Below are 21,776 nucleotides of genomic sequence, written 5' to 3' on the forward strand. Positions count from 1 at the left end.
CGTGAACCATCGTTAGCGTCCGGCGCATGACACACATAAGGAACACACGTGCGAGACGGATGACGGTCGCGGTCGTGGGTGCTGCGGCGGCCTTGGTGCTCGGAGTCGGCGGAGCGATCGCCGTCGGCGCGCCGGACGACGGCTCTGCCGATCCGACCCCCGCCCCCACTGCGACGTCCGACCCCGGCACGGGCGAGGGCGGCGGCAGCACCGTCGGCGGCAGCATGGACGGCGGCAGCACGGACGGCGGCGGCTCCGATGGCGGCAGCGTGAGCGGTTCGGGCGGTGTCGACCCCAGCCCGAGCGAGGCGCCGAGCCCGACCGGAGGCCCGGATCCCACCGACAGCCCGGGTCCCACCGGCAGCCCGGCCCCCAGCGAACCGGCGAGCCTCGACGACTTGGCGAAGCGGATCGACGAGCTCGACAAGAAGATTGACGAGCTGCCCACGAAGAAGGACCTCGCCGACGCGCTGCGGGCGCTCGCGGACCGGCTGGAGCAGGACGACTAGTGCCCCTCCCGGCAAGCTTTTCCCCGTCGCGCCGTCCGGCACGCGCTCCCCCAAGGCCTCAAGGGCCAGGGGGGACCCCCTTCCGCGTTGGCCAAAAGCCCTGGTAGCTCCTTCCCCAAGCTCTCAACTCCGTTCGAGCAGGGGAGACCCCATCCAAGGACTTCCGGCCGCCTTGCGATCACACGCACCGGACGGCGCTCCTCATGGGGCAAACATTGCCGGTCAAGGCACTAGCACCTGATCCGAAAGACGGGCCCGCACGCCTCAGGAGGTGTCCACCACGGTGGTCCGGCGGGCCACGCCCAGCACGCACTCAGAAGTGGGGAGCCGGATCCCCCAGTCCGGCATCTTCACCTTGCGGTACGCCTCCACCACGAAGCCGGCCTCCTCGATCGCGGTGAGCGTGTCCCGCGCCGTATGACACCCGCCGCCCAGCAGCGGCCACACCGTGCGGTCCAGTGCCCGCTGCACCGTCGCCATGGCGCGGTCATCGGCCCGCACATGCTCGAAGAAGCGCAGCTCCCCGCCGGGACGCAGCACCCGCTCGATCTCCGCGAGCGACCGTTCGACATTGCGTACGGTGCACAGCACCAGTGAGGCGACGGCCCCGTCGAACGCCTCGCTCTTCACCGGCAGCGCCTCCGCGGCGCCCGGTACGACATCCACCGGAATGCCGGCACGCAGCGCGGACCGTACCGCCAACTGCCGCAGGGCGCGCTCGGGTTCGATCGCCACCACTTCGGAGACGGCGGGCGGATAGTGGGCGAAGTTCAGGCCGTTGCCCACACCGACCTCGATGATGCGTCCGGACAGGCCAGCGAGCAGTTCCGAGCGTATGGCCGCCATCCCGGCCCTGGTCTCCGCCGCCACACTCATGCGGGCGTAGAACCGGGCGAAGACCGGGTGGTGCACCGCGTCCTTCGGGATCTTCGTGCTCCGCAGATGCATGACGGACCTCCTCGACAGGACCGGCTGCAACGGACGGCTCGGTCGGGCGGTCCCGCCCGACCGGAGCTGCCCGACGTGAGAAACCCGGCCGGCAAAGTACGGCTACTTTGATTCTGCCCCGTCGCGGGCCACTCAGCCGTCAGTCGGCGGTCCGGTTCCCGCCCAACTCCGCGGTCAGCCAACTCGCCGCCCGGGCACGGAATTCGGCGGGTGCGAGGGCGCCCGCGCCCGCCGGTACGGCGCCCAGCAGCGGCGCGTCCGCCGCCACCGGCAGATCGTCGAGATTGCAGCGCGCGGCCAGATCCGGTTCGGCGGGCATGCTGCCCACGACCACGCCCAGGCACTTCAGCCCACGCGTCCGCAGCGCCTCCGAGGTCAGCGCGGTGGAATTGAGCGTGCCGAGCCCTGCGGGTGCCACGACCAGGACCGGAGCGCCGAGCAGCCGCGCCGCGTCCGCGAGCGTGGCGCCTCGGTCGTCGAAACGTACGAGCAGCCCTCCCGCGCCCTCGACCAGCACCAGATCGTGCTCGGTGGCGAGCTTCTCGGCCGCCTCCGCGATCTGTTCCGGGCGCACGGGCGTCAGACCCGCCCGCCGCGCGGCCGTGTCCGGAGCCAACGGATCGGGGAACCGGGCCAGTTCGAGGCCGGTCACCGTCTCGCCGGCAAGCCTGCGCACCTCGAGGACATCGCCCGGCTCGCCCGGCGCAACGCCCGTCTGGGCAGGCTTGAGCACGGCCACCGAACGCCCGGAGGCGACCGCCACCGCGGCCACGGCCGCCGTGACGACCGTCTTGCCGATCTCCGTACCCGTACCGCTCACCATCAGTACCGACATCTCAGCCCTCCCGCGCCGCCGCGCACACCGCACGGCAGATTCGCGCCAGATCGTCGTCGCCCGTCACATACGGCGGCATCGTGTAGATCAGGTCCCGGAACGGGCGCAGCCACACGCCCTCACGGACCGCGGCCTCGGTGGCCGCCGCCATGTTCACGTCGTGATCGAGCTGTACGACGCCGATGGCGCCCAGAACGCGTACATCCCGTACACCTGCGATCGCGCGGGCCCCGGCCAGGCCCCCCAGCAACCCCGCTTCCAGACGTTTGACCTCCTGCTGCCAGTCCTGGCCGAGCAGCAGATCGATCGAGGCGAGGGCCACCGATGCGGCCAGCGGGTTGCCCATGAAGGTCGGCCCGTGCGCAAGCACCGGGACCCTGCCGCGCGAGATACCGTCCGCCACCCGTGCGGTGCAGAGGGTCGCCGCCATCGTCAGATAGCCGCCGGTCAGCGCCTTGCCGACGCACATCACGTCGGGGGAGACCCCGGCATGCCCGGCGGCGAACAGCTTCCCCGTACGCCCGAAACCGGTCGCGATCTCGTCGAACACCAACAGCACGTCATGGGCGTCGCACGCCTCGCGCAGCACCCGCAGATAGCCGGGGGAGTGGAACCGCATCCCGCCCGCACCCTGCACCACCGGCTCCACGATCACCGCGGCCAGCTCATCGGCATGCTGTGCGATCAGCCCCCGCAGATGCTGTACGTACGTCTCATCCGGTTCCTCGTCGAAACCGCCGGGCGGCTCGTCGGCGAAGACCTGCCGGGGCAGTACGCCCGACCACAGCTCATGCATGCCGCCCTCGGGGTCGCAGACGGACATCGGCTGCCAGGTGTCCCCGTGGTAGCCGCCGCGCCAGGTCAACAGCCGCTGTTTGGCGGGCTTTCCGGTCGAGTTCCAGTACTGCAGACACATCTTCACCGCGACCTCGACCGACACCGAACCCGAGTCGGCGAGGAAGACATGGCGCAGCGGCTCCGGTGTGATCTCGACCAGCCTGGCGGCCAGCCGCACGGCGGGCTCATGGGTGAGCCCGCCGAACATCACATGGCTCATCCGGTCCAGCTGGCCACGGGCCGCCTCGTTGAGCACCGGGTGGTTGTAGCCGTGCACCGCCGACCACCAGGACGACATGCCGTCGACCAACTCGCTCTGGCCGTGGGCAGGTTCGGCGAGCCGCAGACGTACTCCGGACGCGGATTCCACGACGAGCGGCTCCTGCCGGCCCGGCATCGGGCCGTACGGATGCCAGACGTGGTCCCGGTCCAGGGCCCGCAGTTCGGCCGGGGTGAGGGGCTCAGGCATTGGGTGCGAGATCCGTTCCCGCGCCACGGCGGCGGACCGCCACCAGATCCGTACGCGCGCCCGGCGTCCCGGCCTCGGCGTCCGCCGGCTCGTCGGCCACGTCACCGCAGGGCGCACAGCCTCCCGCGTGCGAGCCGCAGCCGCCATCGGTCTCCGCGTCCGTACGGTGCCGGGGCAGCGTCGTCGTACCCGCGCCCTCCACCTCGAAACCGGCGTCCGCGATCATGTCCAGATCCGCCTGCCCTGCCTGGCCCTCACTGGTCAGATAGTCGCCCAGGAAGATCGAGTTGACCAGGTGCAGGGCGAGCGGCTGCATCGAGCGCAGATGCACTTCTCGGCCGCCCGCGAGCCGGACCTCGACATCCGGGCAGACGAACCGGACCATCGCCAGAATGCGCAGACAGCGTTGCGGGGTGAGGTTCCACTCCTTGGCGAGAGGGGTCCCCTCGAACGGGATCAGGAAGTTCACCGGAACCGAGTCCGGGTCCAGCTCGCGCAGCGAGAAGACGACGTCGACCAGATCCGCGTCGCTCTCACCCATTCCGGCGATCAGCCCGGAGCACGCCGAGAGTCCCGCGGCCTGCGCCTGCTGGACGGTCTCCACCCGGTCCGCATAGGTGTGGGTGGTGGTGATGTCCCCGTACGTCCCCTCGGACGTATTGAGGTTGTGGTTGTACGCGTCGGCGCCCGCGGAACGCAGCCGGTCGGCCTGCCCGGCGGAGAGCAGACCGAGGCAGGCGCACACCTCGACGCCCTCGTTCTGCTCCTTGATCGCTTCGATCGTCTGCGACACCCGGTCGACGTCCCGGTCCGTCGGACCGCGGCCGCTCGCCACCAGACAGACGCGCTTCGCGCCGCCCGCCACCCCGGCGGCGGCGGCCTTCGACGCCTCGTCCGGTTTCAGCCAGGTGTACTTGAGGATCTCGGCCTTCGAGCCGAGCCGCTGAGAGCAGTACGAGCAGTCCTCCGGGCAGAGCCCGGACTTGAGATTGACCAGATAGTTCAGCTTCACCCGCCGGCCGAACCACTGACGGCGCACCTTCCCGGCCGCGGCCACCACTTCGAGGAGGTCGTCGTCCGAGGTCGCCAGCACGGCGAGTGCTTCTTCGCGGGTCGGCAGCTCGCGCCGCAGCCCCTTGTCCACCAACGTGTTCAGGAGGTCCATGGTCACGATCCTGGCGCACGGCACCGCCCGCAGCCAAGGAGGAACCGGACAACAGAGCCCACCGAGCCTGTGTGTATCGCCACACCATGACGGGCCGCGCCCCCGGTTAGGGTCTGTGAGCTGCCTACAAAAGGGACCGCCGCCATGTCCTTCGCCCCGTTCGACTGGATCGATGACGAGGCGCGCCGCCGTGCGGACGCCGGGCTCGTCCGTACTCTGCGCCCCCGGCGCGCCGAGCCGGAACTGCTGGACCTCGCGAGCAACGACTACCTGGGCCTCACCCGGCACCCCGAGGTGACCGCTGCCGCCGCCGAGGCCGCGCACCGGTGGGGTGCGGGCGCCACCGGCTCCCGGCTGGTCACCGGTTCCACCGCGCTGCACGCCGAGCTCGAACGCGAACTCGCCGAATTCTGCGGTTTCGAAGCGGCCCTCGTCCTCTCCTCCGGCTACGCGGCCAATCTCGCCGCCCTCACCGCCCTCACCGGTCGTGGCTCCCTGATCGTCTCCGACGCGGGCAATCACGCCTCCATCGTGGACGGCTGCCGCCTCTCCCGGGCGGACACAGTCGTCGTGCCCCACGCCGATCCCGAATCCGTCGCCAAGGAGCTGCGCGCGCACGGCGGCCGCGCCCTGGCCGTCACCGACTCGGTCTTCTCCGTCGACGGAGACGCCGCGCCGCTGCCGGAACTGGCCGACGTCTGCCGTGCGGAGGGCGCCGCGCTGCTCGTCGACGACGCGCACGGTCTGGGCGTGCTCGGGGAGGGCGGGCGCGGCGCCCTCGCCGCCGCCGGTCTCGCGGGTGGTGACGGGATCGTCACCACCCTCACCCTGTCCAAGTCCCTGGGCAGTCAGGGTGGAGCGGTCCTCGGCCCGGCCCGGGTGATCGACCATTTGATCAACGCGGCCCGCACCTTCATCTTCGACACCGGGCTCGCACCGGCCGCGACGGGCGCGGCTCTCGCGAGCCTGCGCCTGCTGCGCCGGGAGCCGGCACGCGCGGGCAGGGCCCGTACGGTCGCCACCGCACTGTACGAACGGCTGACCGCAGGAGGGCTGACCGCCGTGCGCCCCGACGCCGCAGTCGTCTCGGTCAGGGCGCCTTCGCCGGACGCGGCGGTGCGCTGGGCGGCCGACTGCCGCGCGGCCGGGATCGCGGTGGGCTGCTTCCGCCCGCCGTCGGTCCCGGACGGCATCTCGCGGCTGCGGCTCACCGCACGGGCCGATCTGACGGAGGCGCAGATCGCGACCGCGGTGGCGACCGTCCTGCGAACCGCGCCACTGACCTGACGGAGTCGGCCGGTCAGCCGACCGGACCGTCGTTCAGACCGGAGACGAACGAAGTCCAGGCCGCCGCGGAGAACCGCAGCGGGGGCCTGGACACGTCTTTGGAATCCCGCACCGCCAGCTGTTCCGCGCCGAACGGAGCTGTTTCCACACAGTTGTTCATACCCGTGCTGCGGCTACTGCGCCGCCACCGTAACTCGTGCTGTGCGAGGCAATCGGACATCGGGCCCCCTCGGGCAGTCTGAGGTTCCTAACCGTCGCGGTCGATCGCGGCGATGAGGTCCAACGAGTGCTCCGGCGACAGCGCGTGTGCCTGCATCGTGCGGAAGGCCGAGCTGTACGCCTCAAGGTCTTCTTTCCGCTCCAGATAGAGGCTACTCGTCAAATGGTCAAGAACGACCACATCCAGATCAGAAGTATTCGGAAATGAGAAGATAACGAACGGCCCAGTGATTCCGATGTATCCGCCGACCGAGAACGGCAGCAACTGCACCTGCACATGGGGTAGTTGGGACAACCGCGCCAAATGGCGCAGCTGCTCCCGCATCACTCGGCGCCCGCCGACCTCGCGCCGCAGCACCGCCTCGTCGAGCACCGCGGTCAACCGCAACGGCGGGTCTGTCCGCAGCACTCCCTGCCGCGCGAGCCGCACCTCCACCAGCGAGTCCAGCTGACCGGCGGGCAGTCCGTCCAGGGACGAACGGGTCACCGCCCGTGCGTAGTCGGCGGTCTGCAGCAGTCCGGGAACCACCGAGGTCTCCAACGTGCGGGCGGTCCGGGCCTGGGACTCCAGACTGATGAAGTCCCGGTACTGGGGCGGGATGAGGCCGCGGTAGGCGTGCCACCAGCCCGTGCCGCCACCGCCCGCCGAGCCCGCAAGCATCTCCAGGAGCGCCCGCAACTGTGCGTCGTCCACGCCGTAGGCATCCAGCAGCCGGCCCACATCGGCCGGTTTCACCCCGCTCGCACCGGTCTCGATCCGGCTCACCTTCGACTGGTGCCAGCCGAGGATCCGTGCGGCGTCCCGACTGGTGAGTCCGGACGTGTGGCGCAGACTCCGCAGTTCCTCCCCGAGTTTGCGGCGACGTACTGCGGGGCCGTGCTGCATCGGCGGCCTCCCTCCCTCTCGTACAGAGGGGCCAGTGTGCCGCCACCCGCGCCTGTCCGGGCCGGAGTTCACCGCTTCGAGCGACAGATATATGCATATCTCGTTGGATCGGCGTCACAGCGGGCAGCATCAGTGGCAATCTGGCGCGAAGCACATCCCGGACCGGTCGTGGGTCGGTCCGGGCAGGAAAGGGACGGCTCGCCATGGCAGACCATCAAGAAGCACGTGTCACTCTGCCCAGCGAGCCGGTCTCGGTCCCCGCAGCCCGGAGATACGTTGCCCGGGTGCTCGCCGATTGGGGACTGCCCGACGACACCGAGGCCGCCGACACCATCCGGCTCATCGTCTCGGAACTCGTGACCAACGCCGTCCAGCACACCTTCGGCCAGTCGCCCACCTTCACCGTGGACCTCCGGCTGGAGCGTGAGGAGCAGCTGCACCTCGGGGTGACGGACAGTCACCCCCGCCGGCCCCGGCGCCCGCCCGCCGCCGTGCAGCAGGACAACGGCCGCGGCATGGTGATCATCCGCTGTCTGGTCAAGGAGTGCGGCGGACGTCTCAGGGTCACGCCCACCAGCGAGGGGGGCAAGACCGTCTGGATCGCGCTCCCGTGGACCGTACCCGCCCACCCCTGACTGCCCGAGCGGGCGGGCGCACGTCACTGCACCGACGTCGCCCGTCCGAAGCCGCCGCGCAGCAGTGCGCACAGCGTCGCCGCCGCTCCGCTCGCGTGCTCGCCGTGGTGCACCACCGAGATCGTCCGCCGGAACGCCGCGGGTTCCAGCCGCCGCACGGACAGCGGAGCCGGCGACATCGCTGCGACCATCTCCGGCACCACCGCCATCCCGATCCCCGCGCTGACCAGGGCGCACACCAGGGCATAGCCGGGCGACTCGCAGACCACCGCGGGCGTCGCCCCCACCTCGGCCAGGGCGTTCTCCACCCCGCGGCGGGGGGGATGGGCCGGTGCGCTGCTGACCAGCGGCCGGCCTGCCAGCTCCGTAACCGGCAGCCGTCCCGTCCCCTCGGACAGCATCTGGCCGACCGCAGTGATCAGTACCAGCTCCTCGACCAGCAGCGGCTCCACGCAGACCCCGGACGGCACCGGCGCCGCAGGCCCCGGCTCGTACGCATGGGTCAGCGCCAGATCGACCTCGCCCGAGGCGACGGCGGCGATCCCCCCGGGCGGTTCGTAGTCCGTGACGGACAGCTCCACATCCGGGTGGGCGCGCCGGAACGCGCTCAGTACAGGCGGCAGCAGATGGATGCCCGCCGTGGTGAACGTGCCGACCCGGAGGCGTCCGCCGGAGAGCCCGGCCAGTCGGCTCAGTTCGTGGCGCGCACGGTCCATCTCGTCGAGGACCCGCCGGGCGCGTACGACCAGCAGCTCGCCCGCTGCCGTCAGCCGGGCGCCTCGGTGGTGGCGCACCAGCAGCGCGGCGCCCGCCTCCCGCTCCAGCTTGGTCAGCTGCTGGGAGAGTGCGGGCGCGGTGTAGCCGAGGCGGGCGGCGGCGCGCGTGATCGAACCGGCCTCGGCGACCGCCACCAGTGCCGCGAGCCGCGTCGGATCGAACATTAAGCATTCCTTTTGGCAGACCCAGAAGATTGCAAGTACATGCTGAAGGCTAAGTCGGTCCATGGTGGACCCATGGACGGACAACTGATCGCCTTCATCGGGGTCGCCGCAGGGATGGTGGCGCTGCCGGGCGCGGACTTCACGGTGGTCGTACGGAACGCACTCGCCTCGCGTGCGGCCGGGGTGGCCACGGCGCTGGGGGTCGCCGGGGGACTGCTCATCCACACGGCGCTCGCCGTCGCCGGGCTCGCGGCGGTCCTTGTCACGGTGCCCGTCCTGTTCCGCACGGTGCAGCTGCTCGGCGGGGCGTACGTCCTCTATCTGGGAATCAGCGGCGTGCACGCGGCGCGGCGCCGCGCCAGGGATGCGGGCGTGGACACGGGAGGGGACGGAGGGCCGACGGCGACCAGCACGCGGCGCGCCCTGCGCCAGGGCTTTCTGACCAACGCTCTGAACCCCAAGGCGCCCGTGCTCTTCCTGAGCCTGCTGCCGCAATTCGTCCCTGACGGACAGCCGCCCCTCCCCAGGACCCTGCTGCTGGCCACCGTCGTCGTGCTGCTCGCGCTGATCTGGTTCCCGGCCGTGGCGCTCCTGGTGGACCGCCTGGGCCGGTGGCTGCGCCGGCCGCGTACCGCCCGCGCCATCGAGGGCGGCAGCGGCGCGGCGCTCACCGCGCTGGGGCTGGTCCTGGTGACCGGACCCCTGGTGCACTGAAGCACGTGGTGAATGGGGGGGGCGGAGGAGAAACGGAGGGATCAGCGAACTCGTCCGTACCAGACGCTCCTCGTCCAGATCTTCTCCAGCCGCACGACGGAACCGGTCTTCGGGGAGTGCCAGATCCTCCCCCTGCCGGCGTAGATGCCGACGTGGTAGACGCTGCGCCCCGAGTGGAAGAAGACCAGATCGCCGCGTTTCCGCTTCGACGCCGAGATGTGGCGGGACTTGTTGTACTGCTGCTGGGCCGTGCGTGGGAGCCTCTTGCCCACCTTCTTGAACGCGTACATCATCAGCCCGGAACAGTCGAAACGGTGGGGGCCGGTGGCCCCGTACCGGTACGGCGATCCCTGCTTCGACGCGGCGATCTTGAGCGCCTTCGTCGCACGCGTCGCGGCATGGGCGTCGGTCACGGCGCCGGGAGCGAGCATGGAGCCGCCGACGGCGGCGAGCGTCAGAACTGTGGCCGTACCGGCCCGGGTGATCAGAAACGGGACATGAACCTGCGCAGTCATGCGCAACCCTTCGTCAGCCGCCTGTGAAGGATGACCTGTCGGGTTCGGGCTGGCGAAGTTGCCCGGCCGCGCGATGCGGCTTCACCCCGAGGGTCGACCGGATGCCGGTCGACCCGTTGTGCTCGGGTCCTCCACTCCTGCCGATCCACTTATGTCGACCAGTCATCCGGGCGGCGGCAGGACTCGGCGTCCGCCCGGACCGCCTCGCCGTGGTGGCGGGGGCTTGTCGTCCCACGGATCTTGACTCACCGACTGCCGGATTTCCGAACCAAAACAGCGAAATGCGAAGTTCGTTACCAATCGTCTGTTTGGGTGAGCGAGGGATGATGTGAGCACTCGTCAGGCTGTCTCGACCCGTCCCGTACCAGCGGCGGAACGGCATATTTCGCTCGCCGTCCACGTCGGCGGCGCAAGTCGAGTCATCCCTCTCGCGGGGGATTCCTTGCGCCGGACGAGCGAGAAAATTCGATCAACATGCCGGGCGTGTCGCCCATGGAGAGATGATCAACTCATCGGGGCCGGGGGCACGGTGACCCGTCCGGCCCGCCGTTCCCCGTCCAACACGCGCAGTGCCCGTGCCAATGTGGCGGCGTGGATGTGTGCTTCACCCCGCTCGTGCATCAAGGTGAGCGCGTCCCGCAGGGCGCCCGAACGTGAGGCGAGTGCCTGGGCCGCGCGCAGCGCGCCGTAGGTGTCGCTGCCGCGGGCCGGGTTGATCCGGCCCAGCTGGTCGAGCACTTCCAGGTAGCAGTCGATGAACTCGGCCTCGGCGCGCGTCAGTGCGGGCAGCGGTGGGAGGTGGGGTGGCTGCATCGGCGGTTCACCTCGCGCTGTTCGGCGGGAGCGACGTCTTGCGGTTCTCCAGGACGTGGTCCACCAGCCCGTACGCCTTGGCTCCGGCGGCGTCGAGGATGAGGTCGCGCTCGAAGTCGGCGGCGATCCGCTCGGCGCTGCGGCCGGTGTGGCGGGCCAGCATGCGGGTGAGCAGCTCACGGACGCGGACCAGTTCCCGTGCCTCGATCTCCAGATCGGACGGTTGGCCCTGAACCGGCTCCGGGAGCTCGGGCTGCTGGACGACGACCCTGGCCCCGGGCAGGGCATGCCGTCGGCCGGGAGCGCCCGCGGCGAGCAGGACCGCCGCGCTGGAACCGGCCTGGCCGAGACAGAACGTCTCCACCTCGCAGGTGAGGTAGTCCATCGTGTCGTAGATGGCGGACATGGCGCCGAACGAGCCGCCGGGGGAGTTGATGTAGAGGGAGATCGGCCGCTCGGGCGCGGCGTGCTCCAGATACATGAACTGCGCGATCAGGTCGTTGGCGGCGGTGTCGTCGACCGGGGTGCCGAGGAAGACGATGCGCTCGGCGAGCAGCTTGGAGTACGGGTCGAGGGTGCGGGTCCCGTCGGTCGTGCGCTCGGTGAACTCGGGCAGGACGTAACGGGCGGCAGGGCGGAACATGGCTGGCCTCTCCTCCGGTGTCTGTACGCGCCTGCGGGAGCATCTGTAAAAAATGTACAGGACGTACAGAAGGTTATGATGGGGACTATGGCCTACGAGATTCCGGTGACGCAAGCGCGAGCTGAACTCGCCGAACTGATCAACCGCGTCGTCTACGGCGGCGAGCGGGTCGTGGTGACGCGGCACGGAAAGCCGCTCGTGGCGCTCGTCTCGGCCGCTGACCTGGAGCGACTGGAGAACGACGCGGCTGTCGCGGAGGAGCAGGTGATCAGCTCGGTCTCCTCGATCGGCCCCGCGGTGTCCGCTCCGGGCGAACGGCGGCGCTTCGGCATCGCGGCGGAACACCGGGGGCAGCGCGACGGGGGCAACTGACCGCCTCCGCACGCAAAAGCCGTGCACCCCCGTCCGCTACGCCGGGGTGCACGGCGGCTGCGACGGTGGGACTCGGCCCACCAGGGCCGGCTCCGGCGTGCCGGGTGCCGGGATCGCCGCCGGTGTTCGGCGTCGGCCTCCGGCGAGAACGGCGGTCGGTCCCAGGGCCACCCGGACGGTGAGGGGCAGTGCGGCGGCGCCGTCGAAGAAGCCGACCGACCGCAGCAGTGATCCGCTCGCGCCGAGCGCGCTGCCGCGCGGATCCCGGGCGGGCCCGGCCACGACATCCGTGACCGGCATCTGACTGCCCGTCGGGGCCTGTGCGGTGACGGCGTCGCGCAGCAACTGGGCGACCACCGGGCTCGCCGCGGACGCGGTCAGCAGGTGCGGGCCCTCGGGCGCGATCACGACCGCGCCGTATACGACCCGGTTTTCGACGGCGGTACGGGCCGCGGCCTCGCCGCCGTAACGGTGCACCCCGAAGGCGTCGCCGTGCCGCGCGAACTGTTGCTGGAGCCGGTCGGCGGCGGGTGCGGAGCCCGCGGTGCGGACGGGCAGGTGGCGCGGCGCGATCAGGGCGGCGGGCCGGACGAAGGCCCGGAGTGCGATGGTCACCACGACCGGGATCAGGAGGACGACCGCCACCGTGCGGCGGTTCGGCGTGGCGGGCATGGGGCCGGCAAGGACGATCTGATCGTGGCCATCCCCGGGGAGGCGGTCGGCGGTGTCCGGCGGGCGTTCGAGGAGGCTGCCCGGGTCGGCCCGCCACCCAACCCGATGTACTGATCGGCCGGGTGACGCGCACGCTGTTCTGCGGCGACGACCGGGGAACGGGCCGGCAGGCCTACGCAGGGCTGATCGTGCAGGTGTGGTCCGAGACGCTGCGCAGCGAGGTCGGCCGCCATGCTCAGCGAGGCGTACGGCGGTCTGCGGCCGGCCCGGTCGGAGCCGGTCGAGGTGTACCGCGACACCGGTATGCTCGCCGCCGATGTGCCGTCCGACGACGTGGCCCGCACACTGATCGCCACCGCCCAGGGGCTCATTGCAACTGGCGATGTTCGGGGACGCCGCGCCCGAGGTGCTGGAGGACGGCCTGCGCGGGCCGATGTCCATGGATCTGCAAAAGATCAGTTAACGCGCCGGAAAAACTTGCGCCCTAACCTGCAATACCTCGCCGTGAGACAGCGGTTCCGCGTTCAACATTCTGTTGAGCGCGGTTAGTGTCTCGCTGCGCCCAGAACCGGACCGGGCGAAAGACTGTGAGGTGGACGCGTTGCAACTGACCCCGCATGAGCAGGAACGACTGCTCATTCATGTGGCTGCCGATGTGGCGGAGAAGCGCCGGGCACGTGGACTGCGACTCAACCACCCCGAGGCGGTCGCGCTGATCACTGCGCATCTGCTGGAGGGTGCCCGCGACGGCCGTACGGTCGCGGAGCTGATGGCGTCCGGGCGGAAGGTGCTCACCCGCGACGACGTCATGGACGGGATCCCCGAGATGGTCCACGACGTCCAGGTCGAGGCCACCTTCCCGGACGGCACCAAGCTCGTCACCGTCCATGACCCGATCGTCTGACGGGGCGCCGCTGTGATACCCGGAGAGATCCTGTACGCGGACGGGCCCGTGCCGCTCAACGTGGGCCGAGCCGTCACCCGCCTCACCGTCCTCAACGCCGCCGACCGGCCCGTCCAGGTCGGCTCTCACTACCACTTCGCCGAGGCCAACCCGGGTCTGGACTTCGACCGTTCGGCCGCGCACGGTCTGCGGCTGAACATCGCCGCCGGAACCGCTGTCCGCTTCGAGCCCGGCATCCCCGTCGACATCGAACTCGTGCCCCTCGCCGGACGGCGCATCGTCCCGGGCCTGCGCGGCGAAACCGGAGGTGTACTCGATGGCTGAGCTCAACCGTGCCGTGTACGCGGATCTGTTCGGGCCCACCACCGGCGACCGCATCCGGCTCGCCGACACCGATCTGCTCGTCGAGGTCGAGGAGGACCGTTCCGGCGGTCCCGGACTCGCGGGCGACGAAGCGGTGTTCGGCGGCGGCAAGGTGATCCGCGAGTCGATGGGCCAGGCGCGCACCACCCGCGCCGAAGGAGCCCCCGACACCGTCATCACCGGCGCCGTCATCATCGACCACTGGGGCATCGTCAAGGCGGACATCGGCATCCGCGACGGCCGGATCACCGGGATCGGCAAGGCCGGCAACCCGGACACGATGGACGGGGTCCACCCCGACCTCGTCATCGGTCCCGAAACCGAAATCATCGCCGGCAACGGCAAGTTCGTGACGGCCGGCGCCATCGATGCCCATGTCCACTTCATCTCGCCGACCATCGTCGACCAGGCGCTCTCCGCCGGTGTCACCACGCTCGTCGGCGGCGGCACCGGACCGGCCGAGGGCACGAAGGCGACCACGGTCACTCCGGGCGCCTGGCACCTGGCCCGGATGTTCGAGTCGCTGGAGACCCACCCCGTCAACATCGGGCTGCTCGGCAAGGGCAACACCATGTCCGGCGACGCCATGTGGGCTCAACTGCGCGGCGGCGCACTCGGATTCAAGATCCATGAGGACTGGGGGGCCACTCCGGCCGTCATCGACGCCTGCCTGAAGGTGTGCGAGGAGAGCGGCGCGCAGCTCGCCATCCACACGGACACCCTCAATGAGGCCGGATTCGTCGCCGACACCCTCGCCGCGATCGCCGGGCGCTCCATTCACGCGTACCACACCGAAGGCGCCGGCGGCGGGCATGCCCCGGACATCATCACTGTGGTCTCCGAGCCGTACGTCCTGCCGAGCTCCACCAATCCGACCCGGCCGCACACCGTCAACACCATCGAGGAACACCTCGACATGCTGATGGTCTGCCACCATCTCAACCCCGCCGTGCCGGAGGACCTGGCGTTCGCCGAATCGCGGATCCGGCCGTCCACCATCGCGGCCGAGGACATCCTCCACGACCTCGGGGCGATCTCGATCATTTCCTCCGACGCCCAGGCGATGGGCCGCGTGGGCGAGGTCGTCCTGCGCACCTGGCAGACCGCCCATGTGATGAAGAAGCGCCGTGGCCCGCTGCCCGGCGACGGTCGGGCCGACAACCACCGGGTCCGTCGCTATGTCGCCAAATACACCATCAATCCGGCTGTCGCTCAGGGCCTCGACCAGGAGATCGGCTCCGTCGAGACCGGCAAACTCGCCGACCTGGTGCTCTGGGAGCCGGCGTTCTTCGGCGTCAAACCTCAGACCGTCATCAAGGGCGGACAGATCGCGTACGCGCAGATGGGCGACGCCAACGCATCCATCCCCACCCCGCAGCCGGTCATGCCCAGGCCCATGTTCGGCGCACTCGGCCGCGCGCCCGCCGCGAACTCGTTCAACTTCGTCGCGAGCGCGGCCATCGAGGACGGGCTGCCCGAACGCCTCGGACTCGGCAAGAGGTTCGTACCGATCACCAGTACCCGTGGCGTGACCAAGGCGGACATGCGGGAGAACGATGCCGTGCCGCATGTCCATGTCGACCCGGACAGCTTCGCCGTGACCATCGACGGCGAGCCGGTCGAACCCTCGCCCGCCGCCGAACTCCCCATGGCCCAACGCTATTTCCTCTTCTGAGACAGGGCATGTGATGAGCCGCGCAGCTCTGCTGGTCCTCGCCGACGGCCGGTTCCCCGCCGGTGGCCACGCCCACTCGGGTGGCGCCGAACCGGCTGTCGAGGCGGGACGCATCCGTAACGCCGAGGACCTGGCCGCCTTCTGCCGGGGCCGCCTGCACACCACCGGACTCACCTCCGCGGCAATCGCCGCGGCGGCCGCCCACGGCCTCGACCCGCTCGCCCTCGACGAGGCCGCCGACGCGCGCACCCCGTCGCCCGCCCTGCGGGCGGTCGCGCGCAAGCTCGGCCGCCAGCTGATGCGGGCCGCCCGCGCCACCTGGCCCAGCCCCGAACTCGCCGCGCTGGCACAGGCCCGTCCGCGCGGCGCCCACCAGCCCGTGGTGCTCGGCCTCACCGCACGTGCGGCGGGGCTCGGGCCCGAGGACGCGGCGCACTGCGTGGCGTACGAGACGGTCAGCGGACCGGCCACCGCGGTGGTCCGGCTGCTCTCCCTGAACCCCTTCGAGGCCACCGCTGTCCTCGCCCGCCTGGCACCCGAACTCGACCGGGTCGCCGAACAGGCCGCCGCCGCGGCACGGAGCGGCATCGACGCGCTGCCCGCGGCATCGGCGCCGCTGCTCGACATCACCGCGGAGTCCCACGCCGCTTGGCCGGTCCGCCTGTTCGCCTCGTAGAACCACACGCACCACACCCCATCAGGAGCCGCACCCCATGCATCTCGACCACTCCCACGACGGCCCGGCCGCGCTGAGCGCCGATGCCGCACGCCCGGACGGCACCCGTCGCGCCCTGCGCATCGGGCTCGGCGGGCCGGTCGGATCCGGCAAGACGGCGACGGTCGCCGCACTCTGCCGCGTACTGCGTGACCAGCTGTCCATCGCCGTCGTCACCAACGACATCTACACCCGCGAGGACGCCGAGTTCCTGCTTCGCAACGCCGTGCTCCCGCCCGAGCGCATCCAGGCCGTCGAGACCGGTGCCTGCCCGCACACCGCCATCCGTGACGACATCTCCGCCAACCTCGAAGCCGTCGAGGACCTGGAGGACCGCGTCGGACCTCTCGATCTGATCCTCGTCGAGTCGGGCGGCGACAATCTCACCGCCACCTTCTCCAAGGGCCTCGTCGACGCCCAGATCTTCGTCATCGACGTGGCGGGCGGCGACGACATCCCGCGCAAGGGCGGCCCCGGCGTCACCACCTCCGACCTCCTCGTGATCAACAAGACCGACCTCGCCCCGTACGTCGGCTCCGATCTGGACCGGATGGCCCACGATGCCGCACGGCAGCGCGGCGCACTGCCCGTGGCCTTCACCTCTCTCACCTCCGGCGAAGGGGTCGGACCCGTGGCGGCCTGGGTGCGCGCACAGCTCGCCGCCTGGACCGCATGAGCGTCCAGGCGGCCGCCCGGATCACCGCCGTCCTCGACGGCCGCGGCGCCACGGCCCTTCCCGTGCTGGAGAGCGACGGGCCGCTCGCCCTGCGCCGGACCAGGGCCACCACCACCCCGTACGCCCGCGTCACCGTCGTCGGCGCGATGAGCGCACCGCTGGGCGGCGACCGGCTCTCCATCACTGCGCGAGTCGAGGAGGGCGCCCGGCTCACGGTGGACTCCGCCGCGGCCACCGTCGCGCTGCCAGGACCCGGTCGGATACCCCAACCCGCCTCGTACGACCTCGCGTTGACCGTGGGGGAGCGGGCAGTGCTCAACTGGCTGCCGGAGCAGCTCATTTCCGCGTCCGGCAGCGAGCTGCACATGACCACCCGCGTCGAACTCGCCGCCACGGCACGACTGGTGCTGCGTGAGGAGCAGGTCCTCGGTCGGCACGGCGAGTCCACCGGTACCCTCGGCGCCCGCCTCACCGTCCACCGCGCCGGTCGTCCGCTGCTCGACCAGGAGGTGGCGTACGGTCCCGGGGCGCCCGGCGGCTGGGACGGCGGGGCCGTACTCGGCGGCCATCGCGCGGTCGGTCAACTCCTGGTCGTGGACCCGGGATTCGAGGACAAAAGCCCCGAGACCCGGCTGCTGGGGCCGACCGCCGTACTCACCCGTCTCGCCGGCCCCGCGGTGCTGGTGACCGCGGTGGCCCCCGATGCTCGACTGCTGCGTACCGTCCTGGACGGCGCCCTGGGTGAGCTGCCGGACGCCTGACGAGGGTGAGCACCGCTCAGCGGGACACGGATCTCCGGTTATCGATTCGGTAAAGAAGTGCGTGTACAGCCTGTTCCCAGGAACCCCACAGGCGACAGGATCCGCGGGAGGACCCGATGTGAACTGCGTCGCCTTCTGCGGCGCTTCAGACAATGGGGGAGGTTCCACTTGAGACGCACAGCAGTGCTCGGCTCGGCCGGCACTCTGATCGCGGGCACGCTCATGGTCGGCGCGATAACCGCACCGACGGCCACAGCCGACGGCCGCCACCACAGCGGTTCGGAGGCGCGCGGCGTTCAGGTCGCCGCCGCACGGGCGGCCCACGCCGGCATCGACTGGAAGGACTGCCCGGCCGACTGGGCCCTGGCCACGCCCATCCAGTGCGGCTGGGTGACCGTACCGCTCGACTACGCCAAGCCCGACGGCAAGCAGATCAAGCTCGCGGTCGACCGGCACGTCAGTACCGGTACGAAGGAGGAGCGGCAGGGTGCGCTGCTCTACAACCCGGGCGGCCCCGGTGGTTCCGGGCTGCGTTTCCCCACCCGGATCACCAATAAGAACCCGCTGTGGACGAAGGCAGCGAAGGCGTACGACTTCGTCGGCTTCGACCCCCGCGGTGTCGGTCACTCGGCGCCGATCTCCTGCGTCGACCCGCAGGAGTTCGTGAAGGCCCCGAAGGCCGACCCGGTACCCGACAGCGAGGCCGACAAGCGTGCCCAGCGCAAGCTCGCCGCCGAGTACGCGGACGGCTGTGCCGAACGCAGCGGCGACATGCTGCCGCACATGACCACGCCGAACACCGCACGTGACCTGGATGTCATCCGCGCCGCGCTCGGTGAGAAGAAGCTCAACTTCCTGGGCGTCTCCTACGGCACCTACCTCGGGGCGGTCTACGGCACGCTGTTCCCGGACCACATCCGGCGCATGATTGTCGACAGCGTGGTCAATCCGGCGAAGGACAACATCTGGTACGAGGCCAACCTCAACCAGGACATCGCCTTCCAGAAGCGCTGGGACGACTGGAAGGCATGGGTCGCCCAGAACGACGCGGCCTTCCACATCGGCACCACCCCTGCCCAGGTGGAGCAGGAGTGGCTGAAGCTGCGTGCCTCGGCCAAGAAGAACCCGATCGGTGGGGTCGTCGGACCCGCCGAGCTCATCGGCTTCTTCCAGAACGCGCCGTACTACGACTCCACCTGGGCGCTCGTCGCCCGGACCTGGAGCAACTACCGGGCCGGCGACACCCAGGCGCTGGTCGACGCCGCGGGCCCCGACATGTCGGACCTCGCGGGGAACGCCTCCTCCGAGAACGGCAACGCCGTGTATACGGCCGTCGAGTGTGCGGACGCCAAGTGGCCCACCAACTGGCAGAAGTGGGACCGCGACAACACCCGGCTGCACAAGGACTACCCGTTCATGACCTGGGCGAACGCCTGGATGAACCTGCCCTGTGCGACCTGGTCGGCCAAGCAGCAGACCCCGCTGGAGGTCAAGACCGGCAAGGGTCTGCCGCCGGTGCTGATCGTGCAGTCCACGCGTGACGCCGCCACCCCGTACGAGGGCGCCGTCGAGCTGCACAAGCGGTTCAAGGGTTCGCGTCTGATCACCGAGAAGGACGCCGGTTCGCACGGCGTCACGGGCCTGGTCAACCCCTGCATCAACGAGCGGGTGGACACCTACCTGCTCACCGGGCAGACCGACGGGCAGGACGTGACGTGCACCCCGCACGCCACGCCGAAGCCGTAGGCGACTGAGTGACGGGACGGGCGGCCGGAGAACCACCGGCCGCCCGTCCTGCCGTACGAGGACCGTTCACACCCCCCGGTCGTACCGCTCCAGCCAGGCGTCCTCCGCCGAGTAGTCGAAGAGGACCTCGCCGTACGCCCGCAGCATCGCCGGGAAGGCGTCCCGCCAGTCCCGTCCGTCCAGCCGCGCGGCGAGCCACTCCACGGTCTCCGGCAGCGACTCCGCATAGCCGGTGACCGGCCGGTAGCCGAGTTCCTTCTCGGCGGCCGTCATGTCGTACACGATGGGATGGGCGCTGCTCCACGGCGTCTCGCCCACGTGCCCCGCGGGAGGCGGTCCGTCCACCAGCACCGTCTCCGCCTCCAGACCCAGCACCCCGTCGATCGCCGACGCGATCTCCGCGACCGTGGGCGCCGTCGGATCGCCCGCGTTGAGCACCCGCGATCCGGGCCGCAGGGCGGCGAGCCTGATCAGCTCGGCGATGTTGGACACATGGACCGGATGGAACCGGCTCGCACCGTTGTGCGCGAGCACCCGGCGCCTGCGGCCGTCCAGGAGCCGTTTCACGAAGTACAGTTCGCGCGGGGAGCGGCAGTACGGGCCATGGATCGCACCGGCCCGCAACAGCGTCACCGGCAGGGCGTCACCCGCCGCCAGCAGATCCCGCTCCAGCCGGATCTTCCGGGTCCCGTACGTGGCAGCGCCGGGTGCCACCGTGGCCTGCGTCTCCGGGATCGGCATCGGGTACTGCGGCGCGCCGTCGGGCTCGCCCTGCGTGTCGAAACTGCGACCGCGGTCGTCCTCGTACACCGCGCCGCTGGAGATGACGACGGCCGAACCGATCCGGTCGGCGAGCCCGGTCAGTTGCCGGGCGTGCTGCTCGCCGTACGCCACCATGTCGACCAGCACGTCGCACCCGTCGCCCAGCGCCGCGGCAAGTGCCCCCTGCTCGTCGCGGTCGAGGGCGACGGCCCGTACCTCATCGGCCCATCGCTCGTCCCGGCCGCCCGCGCGCGAGGCCGCCGTCACCTTCCAGCCGTCCTCGGCGAGTGCCCGCACGGCCACCCGCCCGATCTGTCCCGTTGCTCCGAGAACCCATGCGTGTCCCTTGCTCATGAGCTGCACGCTAGGCGGCGGCCGGCCCGTCGGACCATGGGAGTTCGCCCCTCGCGGATTCGCCGTCAGCGTCGCCGTTTCGGGAACTTCTTCGCCTGCTCGGCCTGTTCGGCCTTCACCTTGGCCGCGTACTCGTCGACGTACTCCTGACCGGAGAGCCCGAGGATCGCGTACATGATCTCGTCGGTGACCGCCCTGATCGCCGCCTTCTGGTCCTCCATGCCGGCGAAGCGGGAGAAGTCCAGCGGCTCACCGAAGCGGATGGTGACCTGTTTGATGCGCGGCACGACCCTGCCGGGAGGCTGGATCTCGAACGTACCGACCATCGCGCACGGCACGACGGGCACCCGCGCCTTGAGCGCCATCACCGCGACACCGACCTTGCCCTTGTAGAGCCGGCCGTCGTGCGAGCGGGTGCCCTCCGGGTAGATCCCGAGCAGCTCGCCCTTGCTCAGCACCCCGAGCCCTTCACGGATCGCAGCCTGTCCCGCGTCCTTCCCGGACCGGTCCACCGGAATCTGCCCGGCGCTCCGGAAGAACGCGGCAGTCAGCCTCCCCTTCAGACCCGGGCCGGTGAAGTACTCCGCCTTGGCGAGGAAGGTGATGCGCCGTTTGATGATCGCGGGCATCAGGAAATGGTCGGAGAACGACAGATGGTTGCCGGCGACGATGGCCGCACCGTCCTCCGGGATGTGCTCCAGTCCCTCGATCCTGGGCCGGAACAGCAGGCGCAGCAATGGCCCCAGAATGACGTATTTGAGCACGTAGTAGAACACCGGATTGGCTCCTCGCTCCGCCCGACCCGCCCCGGGGCCGTGTTCTGCCAGGTCAGTGGATGGTTCGGGGCGGTCAGTGTAAGTGCAGGTGTCGTCCTGTGTAACCATCGCCGGTCGGACCCGCGTCCACCGCCTGCCGGATTCGGACCGACCGGAAAGTGCAAGCCTCGCCGCAACTCCGTCGATGGCTGGGAAGCCGACGTGGTGAACCGACGGTTCGCCGCGGCCGAGCATCCCCGCCCCGTTCGGAACGTGGCGCTGGGCGCCGACGGACGGATCGTCGCCTCCGCCGAGACCGGCGCGGACTGGCGCACCTGGCTGCCCAAGGGGCGGGCCGAGACCACCGACGACCATGCGGAACCGGTGCCGTCGACCGTGCGCGCCACGCTGGAAGTGGCTCGCGGCGCCCAGGGCACATACCGGATCGGACTCGCCCTGCCCGACCCCCGCTTCGAGGGGGCGGCCTGCGCGGTGCGCTGCGCGAACGCCACGACGCGGTGGGTGAACGGAGTGAACGTGCCGGCCGAAGTCCCGATCGGCCGCTGAACCTCTCGGTCGTCGGGTGGCCCAGGGCCCGTCCGGGC

Annotated in this window: 25 protein-coding genes, 1 pseudogene and 1 riboswitch; of the genes and pseudogenes, 13 read left to right on the plus strand and 13 right to left on the minus strand. The window is 70.6% G+C overall.

What is annotated here, in order from left to right; translation table 11 throughout:
• Window positions 1-26: 26 nt before the first annotated feature.
• Window positions 27-509 (plus strand): hypothetical protein, encoded by a 483-nt coding sequence (locus ACFU6I_RS17095; protein ID WP_384366862.1) that lies wholly within the window; start codon window positions 27-29, stop codon window positions 507-509.
• A gap of 264 nt (window positions 510-773) precedes the next feature.
• On the opposite strand, the gene ACFU6I_RS17100 is transcribed toward ACFU6I_RS17095, so the two are convergent.
• The 4 genes from ACFU6I_RS17100 to bioB form a co-directional block, all read right to left on the minus strand.
• Window positions 774-1,457, minus strand: coding sequence for a class I SAM-dependent methyltransferase (locus tag ACFU6I_RS17100; protein WP_345511755.1), 684 nt, complete (start codon window positions 1,455-1,457; stop codon window positions 774-776).
• Between the two features lie 139 nt (window positions 1,458-1,596).
• Window positions 1,597-2,292, minus strand: a complete 696-nt coding sequence (gene bioD, locus ACFU6I_RS17105; RefSeq protein WP_384366865.1) for a dethiobiotin synthase — start codon at window positions 2,290-2,292, stop codon at window positions 1,597-1,599.
• A gap of 1 nt (window position 2,293) precedes the next feature.
• Window positions 2,294-3,598 carry an adenosylmethionine--8-amino-7-oxononanoate transaminase gene (locus tag ACFU6I_RS17110; protein ID WP_384366868.1) on the minus strand — a complete coding sequence of 435 codons (1,305 nt, stop codon included), beginning with the start codon at window positions 3,596-3,598 and terminating at the stop codon, window positions 2,294-2,296.
• A complete protein-coding gene (gene bioB / locus ACFU6I_RS17115) occupies window positions 3,591-4,763 on the minus strand; it encodes a biotin synthase BioB (RefSeq protein WP_384366871.1) in 1,173 nt (390 codons plus the stop codon). Before bioB ends, ACFU6I_RS17110 begins: the two co-directional genes overlap by 8 nt.
• Before the next feature lie 144 nt (window positions 4,764-4,907).
• On the opposite strand from bioB, the gene ACFU6I_RS17120 reads away from it, so the two are divergent.
• Entirely contained in the window at window positions 4,908-6,050 is a 1,143-nt protein-coding gene (locus ACFU6I_RS17120) for an 8-amino-7-oxononanoate synthase (RefSeq protein ID WP_384366874.1), read from the plus strand.
• Window positions 6,051-6,063: 13 nt separating this feature from the next.
• On the opposite strand, the gene ACFU6I_RS17125 is transcribed toward ACFU6I_RS17120, so the two are convergent.
• On the minus strand, window positions 6,064-6,270 hold the full coding sequence (locus tag ACFU6I_RS17125; protein ID WP_384366877.1) for a DUF397 domain-containing protein: 207 nt from the start codon (window positions 6,268-6,270) through the stop codon (window positions 6,064-6,066).
• 27 nt (window positions 6,271-6,297) lie between these two features.
• Complete coding sequence (locus ACFU6I_RS17130; RefSeq protein WP_384366880.1) at window positions 6,298-7,155, minus strand: helix-turn-helix domain-containing protein; 858 nt, start codon at window positions 7,153-7,155, stop codon at window positions 6,298-6,300.
• Between the two features lie 203 nt (window positions 7,156-7,358).
• Between ACFU6I_RS17130 and ACFU6I_RS17135 the strand changes: the two genes are divergently transcribed.
• Window positions 7,359-7,790, plus strand: coding sequence for an ATP-binding protein (locus ACFU6I_RS17135; RefSeq protein ID WP_384366883.1), 432 nt, complete (start codon window positions 7,359-7,361; stop codon window positions 7,788-7,790).
• 23 nt (window positions 7,791-7,813) lie between these two features.
• On the opposite strand, the gene ACFU6I_RS17140 is transcribed toward ACFU6I_RS17135, so the two are convergent.
• Window positions 7,814-8,731 (minus strand): LysR family transcriptional regulator, encoded by a 918-nt coding sequence (locus ACFU6I_RS17140; protein ID WP_384366886.1) that lies wholly within the window; start codon window positions 8,729-8,731, stop codon window positions 7,814-7,816.
• 72 nt (window positions 8,732-8,803) lie between these two features.
• Here ACFU6I_RS17140 and ACFU6I_RS17145 point away from each other — a divergent pair, with 72 nt between their 5' ends.
• On the plus strand, window positions 8,804-9,445 hold the full coding sequence (locus tag ACFU6I_RS17145; RefSeq protein ID WP_384366889.1) for a LysE family translocator: 642 nt from the start codon (window positions 8,804-8,806) through the stop codon (window positions 9,443-9,445).
• Between the two features lie 41 nt (window positions 9,446-9,486).
• Here ACFU6I_RS17145 and ACFU6I_RS17150 read toward each other — a convergent pair whose 3' ends face one another.
• From ACFU6I_RS17150 to ACFU6I_RS17160, 3 genes are all read right to left on the minus strand, one after another.
• Complete coding sequence (locus ACFU6I_RS17150; protein ID WP_384366892.1) at window positions 9,487-9,960, minus strand: C40 family peptidase; 474 nt, start codon at window positions 9,958-9,960, stop codon at window positions 9,487-9,489.
• Window positions 9,961-9,963: 3 nt separating this feature from the next.
• Window positions 9,964-10,149: riboswitch (cyclic di-AMP (ydaO/yuaA leader) on the minus strand.
• A 315-nt stretch (window positions 10,150-10,464) separates the two neighbouring features.
• Window positions 10,465-10,773 carry a hypothetical protein gene (locus tag ACFU6I_RS17155; RefSeq protein WP_384366895.1) on the minus strand — a complete coding sequence of 103 codons (309 nt, stop codon included), beginning with the start codon at window positions 10,771-10,773 and terminating at the stop codon, window positions 10,465-10,467.
• A gap of 7 nt (window positions 10,774-10,780) precedes the next feature.
• Complete coding sequence (locus ACFU6I_RS17160) at window positions 10,781-11,416, minus strand: ATP-dependent Clp protease proteolytic subunit (protein ID WP_384366898.1); 636 nt, start codon at window positions 11,414-11,416, stop codon at window positions 10,781-10,783.
• 87 nt (window positions 11,417-11,503) lie between these two features.
• Here ACFU6I_RS17160 and ACFU6I_RS17165 point away from each other — a divergent pair, with 87 nt between their 5' ends.
• Complete coding sequence (locus ACFU6I_RS17165; protein WP_327247675.1) at window positions 11,504-11,788, plus strand: type II toxin-antitoxin system Phd/YefM family antitoxin; 285 nt, start codon at window positions 11,504-11,506, stop codon at window positions 11,786-11,788.
• A gap of 141 nt (window positions 11,789-11,929) precedes the next feature.
• On the opposite strand, the pseudogene ACFU6I_RS17170 reads toward ACFU6I_RS17165, so the two are convergent.
• Window positions 11,930-12,460, minus strand: a pseudogene (locus ACFU6I_RS17170) (ABC transporter permease); the annotation flags it as partial.
• Between the two features lie 601 nt (window positions 12,461-13,061).
• Between ACFU6I_RS17170 and ACFU6I_RS17175 the strand changes: the two are divergent.
• From ACFU6I_RS17175 to ACFU6I_RS17205, 7 genes are all read left to right on the plus strand, one after another.
• Window positions 13,062-13,364, plus strand: a complete 303-nt coding sequence (locus ACFU6I_RS17175; protein WP_266990894.1) for an urease subunit gamma — start codon at window positions 13,062-13,064, stop codon at window positions 13,362-13,364.
• Window positions 13,365-13,376: 12 nt separating this feature from the next.
• The gene (locus tag ACFU6I_RS17180; RefSeq protein ID WP_384366901.1) at window positions 13,377-13,688 is read left to right on the plus strand and encodes an urease subunit beta; all 312 of its coding nucleotides are present in this window, start codon (window positions 13,377-13,379) and stop codon (window positions 13,686-13,688) included.
• A complete protein-coding gene (locus tag ACFU6I_RS17185; protein WP_384366905.1) occupies window positions 13,681-15,402 on the plus strand; it encodes an urease subunit alpha in 1,722 nt (573 codons plus the stop codon). The genes ACFU6I_RS17180 and ACFU6I_RS17185 overlap by 8 nt, the downstream gene beginning before the upstream one ends.
• A 13-nt stretch (window positions 15,403-15,415) precedes the next feature.
• Window positions 15,416-16,078: an urease accessory protein UreF gene (locus ACFU6I_RS17190; RefSeq protein WP_384366908.1), complete on the plus strand. Its 663-nt coding sequence runs from the start codon at window positions 15,416-15,418 to the stop codon at window positions 16,076-16,078.
• 37 nt (window positions 16,079-16,115) lie between these two features.
• The gene (gene ureG / locus ACFU6I_RS17195; RefSeq protein ID WP_384366911.1) at window positions 16,116-16,793 is read left to right on the plus strand and encodes an urease accessory protein UreG; all 678 of its coding nucleotides are present in this window, start codon (window positions 16,116-16,118) and stop codon (window positions 16,791-16,793) included.
• Entirely contained in the window at window positions 16,790-17,554 is a 765-nt protein-coding gene (locus ACFU6I_RS17200) for an urease accessory protein UreD (RefSeq protein ID WP_384366914.1), read from the plus strand. Before ureG ends, ACFU6I_RS17200 begins: the two co-directional genes overlap by 4 nt.
• A gap of 168 nt (window positions 17,555-17,722) precedes the next feature.
• Entirely contained in the window at window positions 17,723-19,300 is a 1,578-nt protein-coding gene (locus ACFU6I_RS17205) for an alpha/beta hydrolase (RefSeq protein WP_384366917.1), read from the plus strand.
• 66 nt (window positions 19,301-19,366) lie between these two features.
• On the opposite strand, the gene ACFU6I_RS17210 is transcribed toward ACFU6I_RS17205, so the two are convergent.
• Window positions 19,367-20,416 (minus strand): NAD-dependent epimerase/dehydratase family protein, encoded by a 1,050-nt coding sequence (locus tag ACFU6I_RS17210; protein WP_384366920.1) that lies wholly within the window; start codon window positions 20,414-20,416, stop codon window positions 19,367-19,369.
• Between the two features lie 65 nt (window positions 20,417-20,481).
• Entirely contained in the window at window positions 20,482-21,192 is a 711-nt protein-coding gene (locus ACFU6I_RS17215) for a lysophospholipid acyltransferase family protein (RefSeq protein ID WP_384366923.1), read from the minus strand.
• A gap of 201 nt (window positions 21,193-21,393) precedes the next feature.
• Here ACFU6I_RS17215 and ACFU6I_RS17220 point away from each other — a divergent pair, with 201 nt between their 5' ends.
• Entirely contained in the window at window positions 21,394-21,738 is a 345-nt protein-coding gene (locus ACFU6I_RS17220) for a hypothetical protein (protein WP_384366926.1), read from the plus strand.
• Window positions 21,739-21,776 lie beyond the last annotated feature (38 nt).

This window comes from Streptomyces sp. NPDC057486 (assembly GCF_042802415.1).
Lineage (GTDB): Bacteria > Actinomycetota > Actinomycetes > Streptomycetales > Streptomycetaceae > Streptomyces > Streptomyces yanii.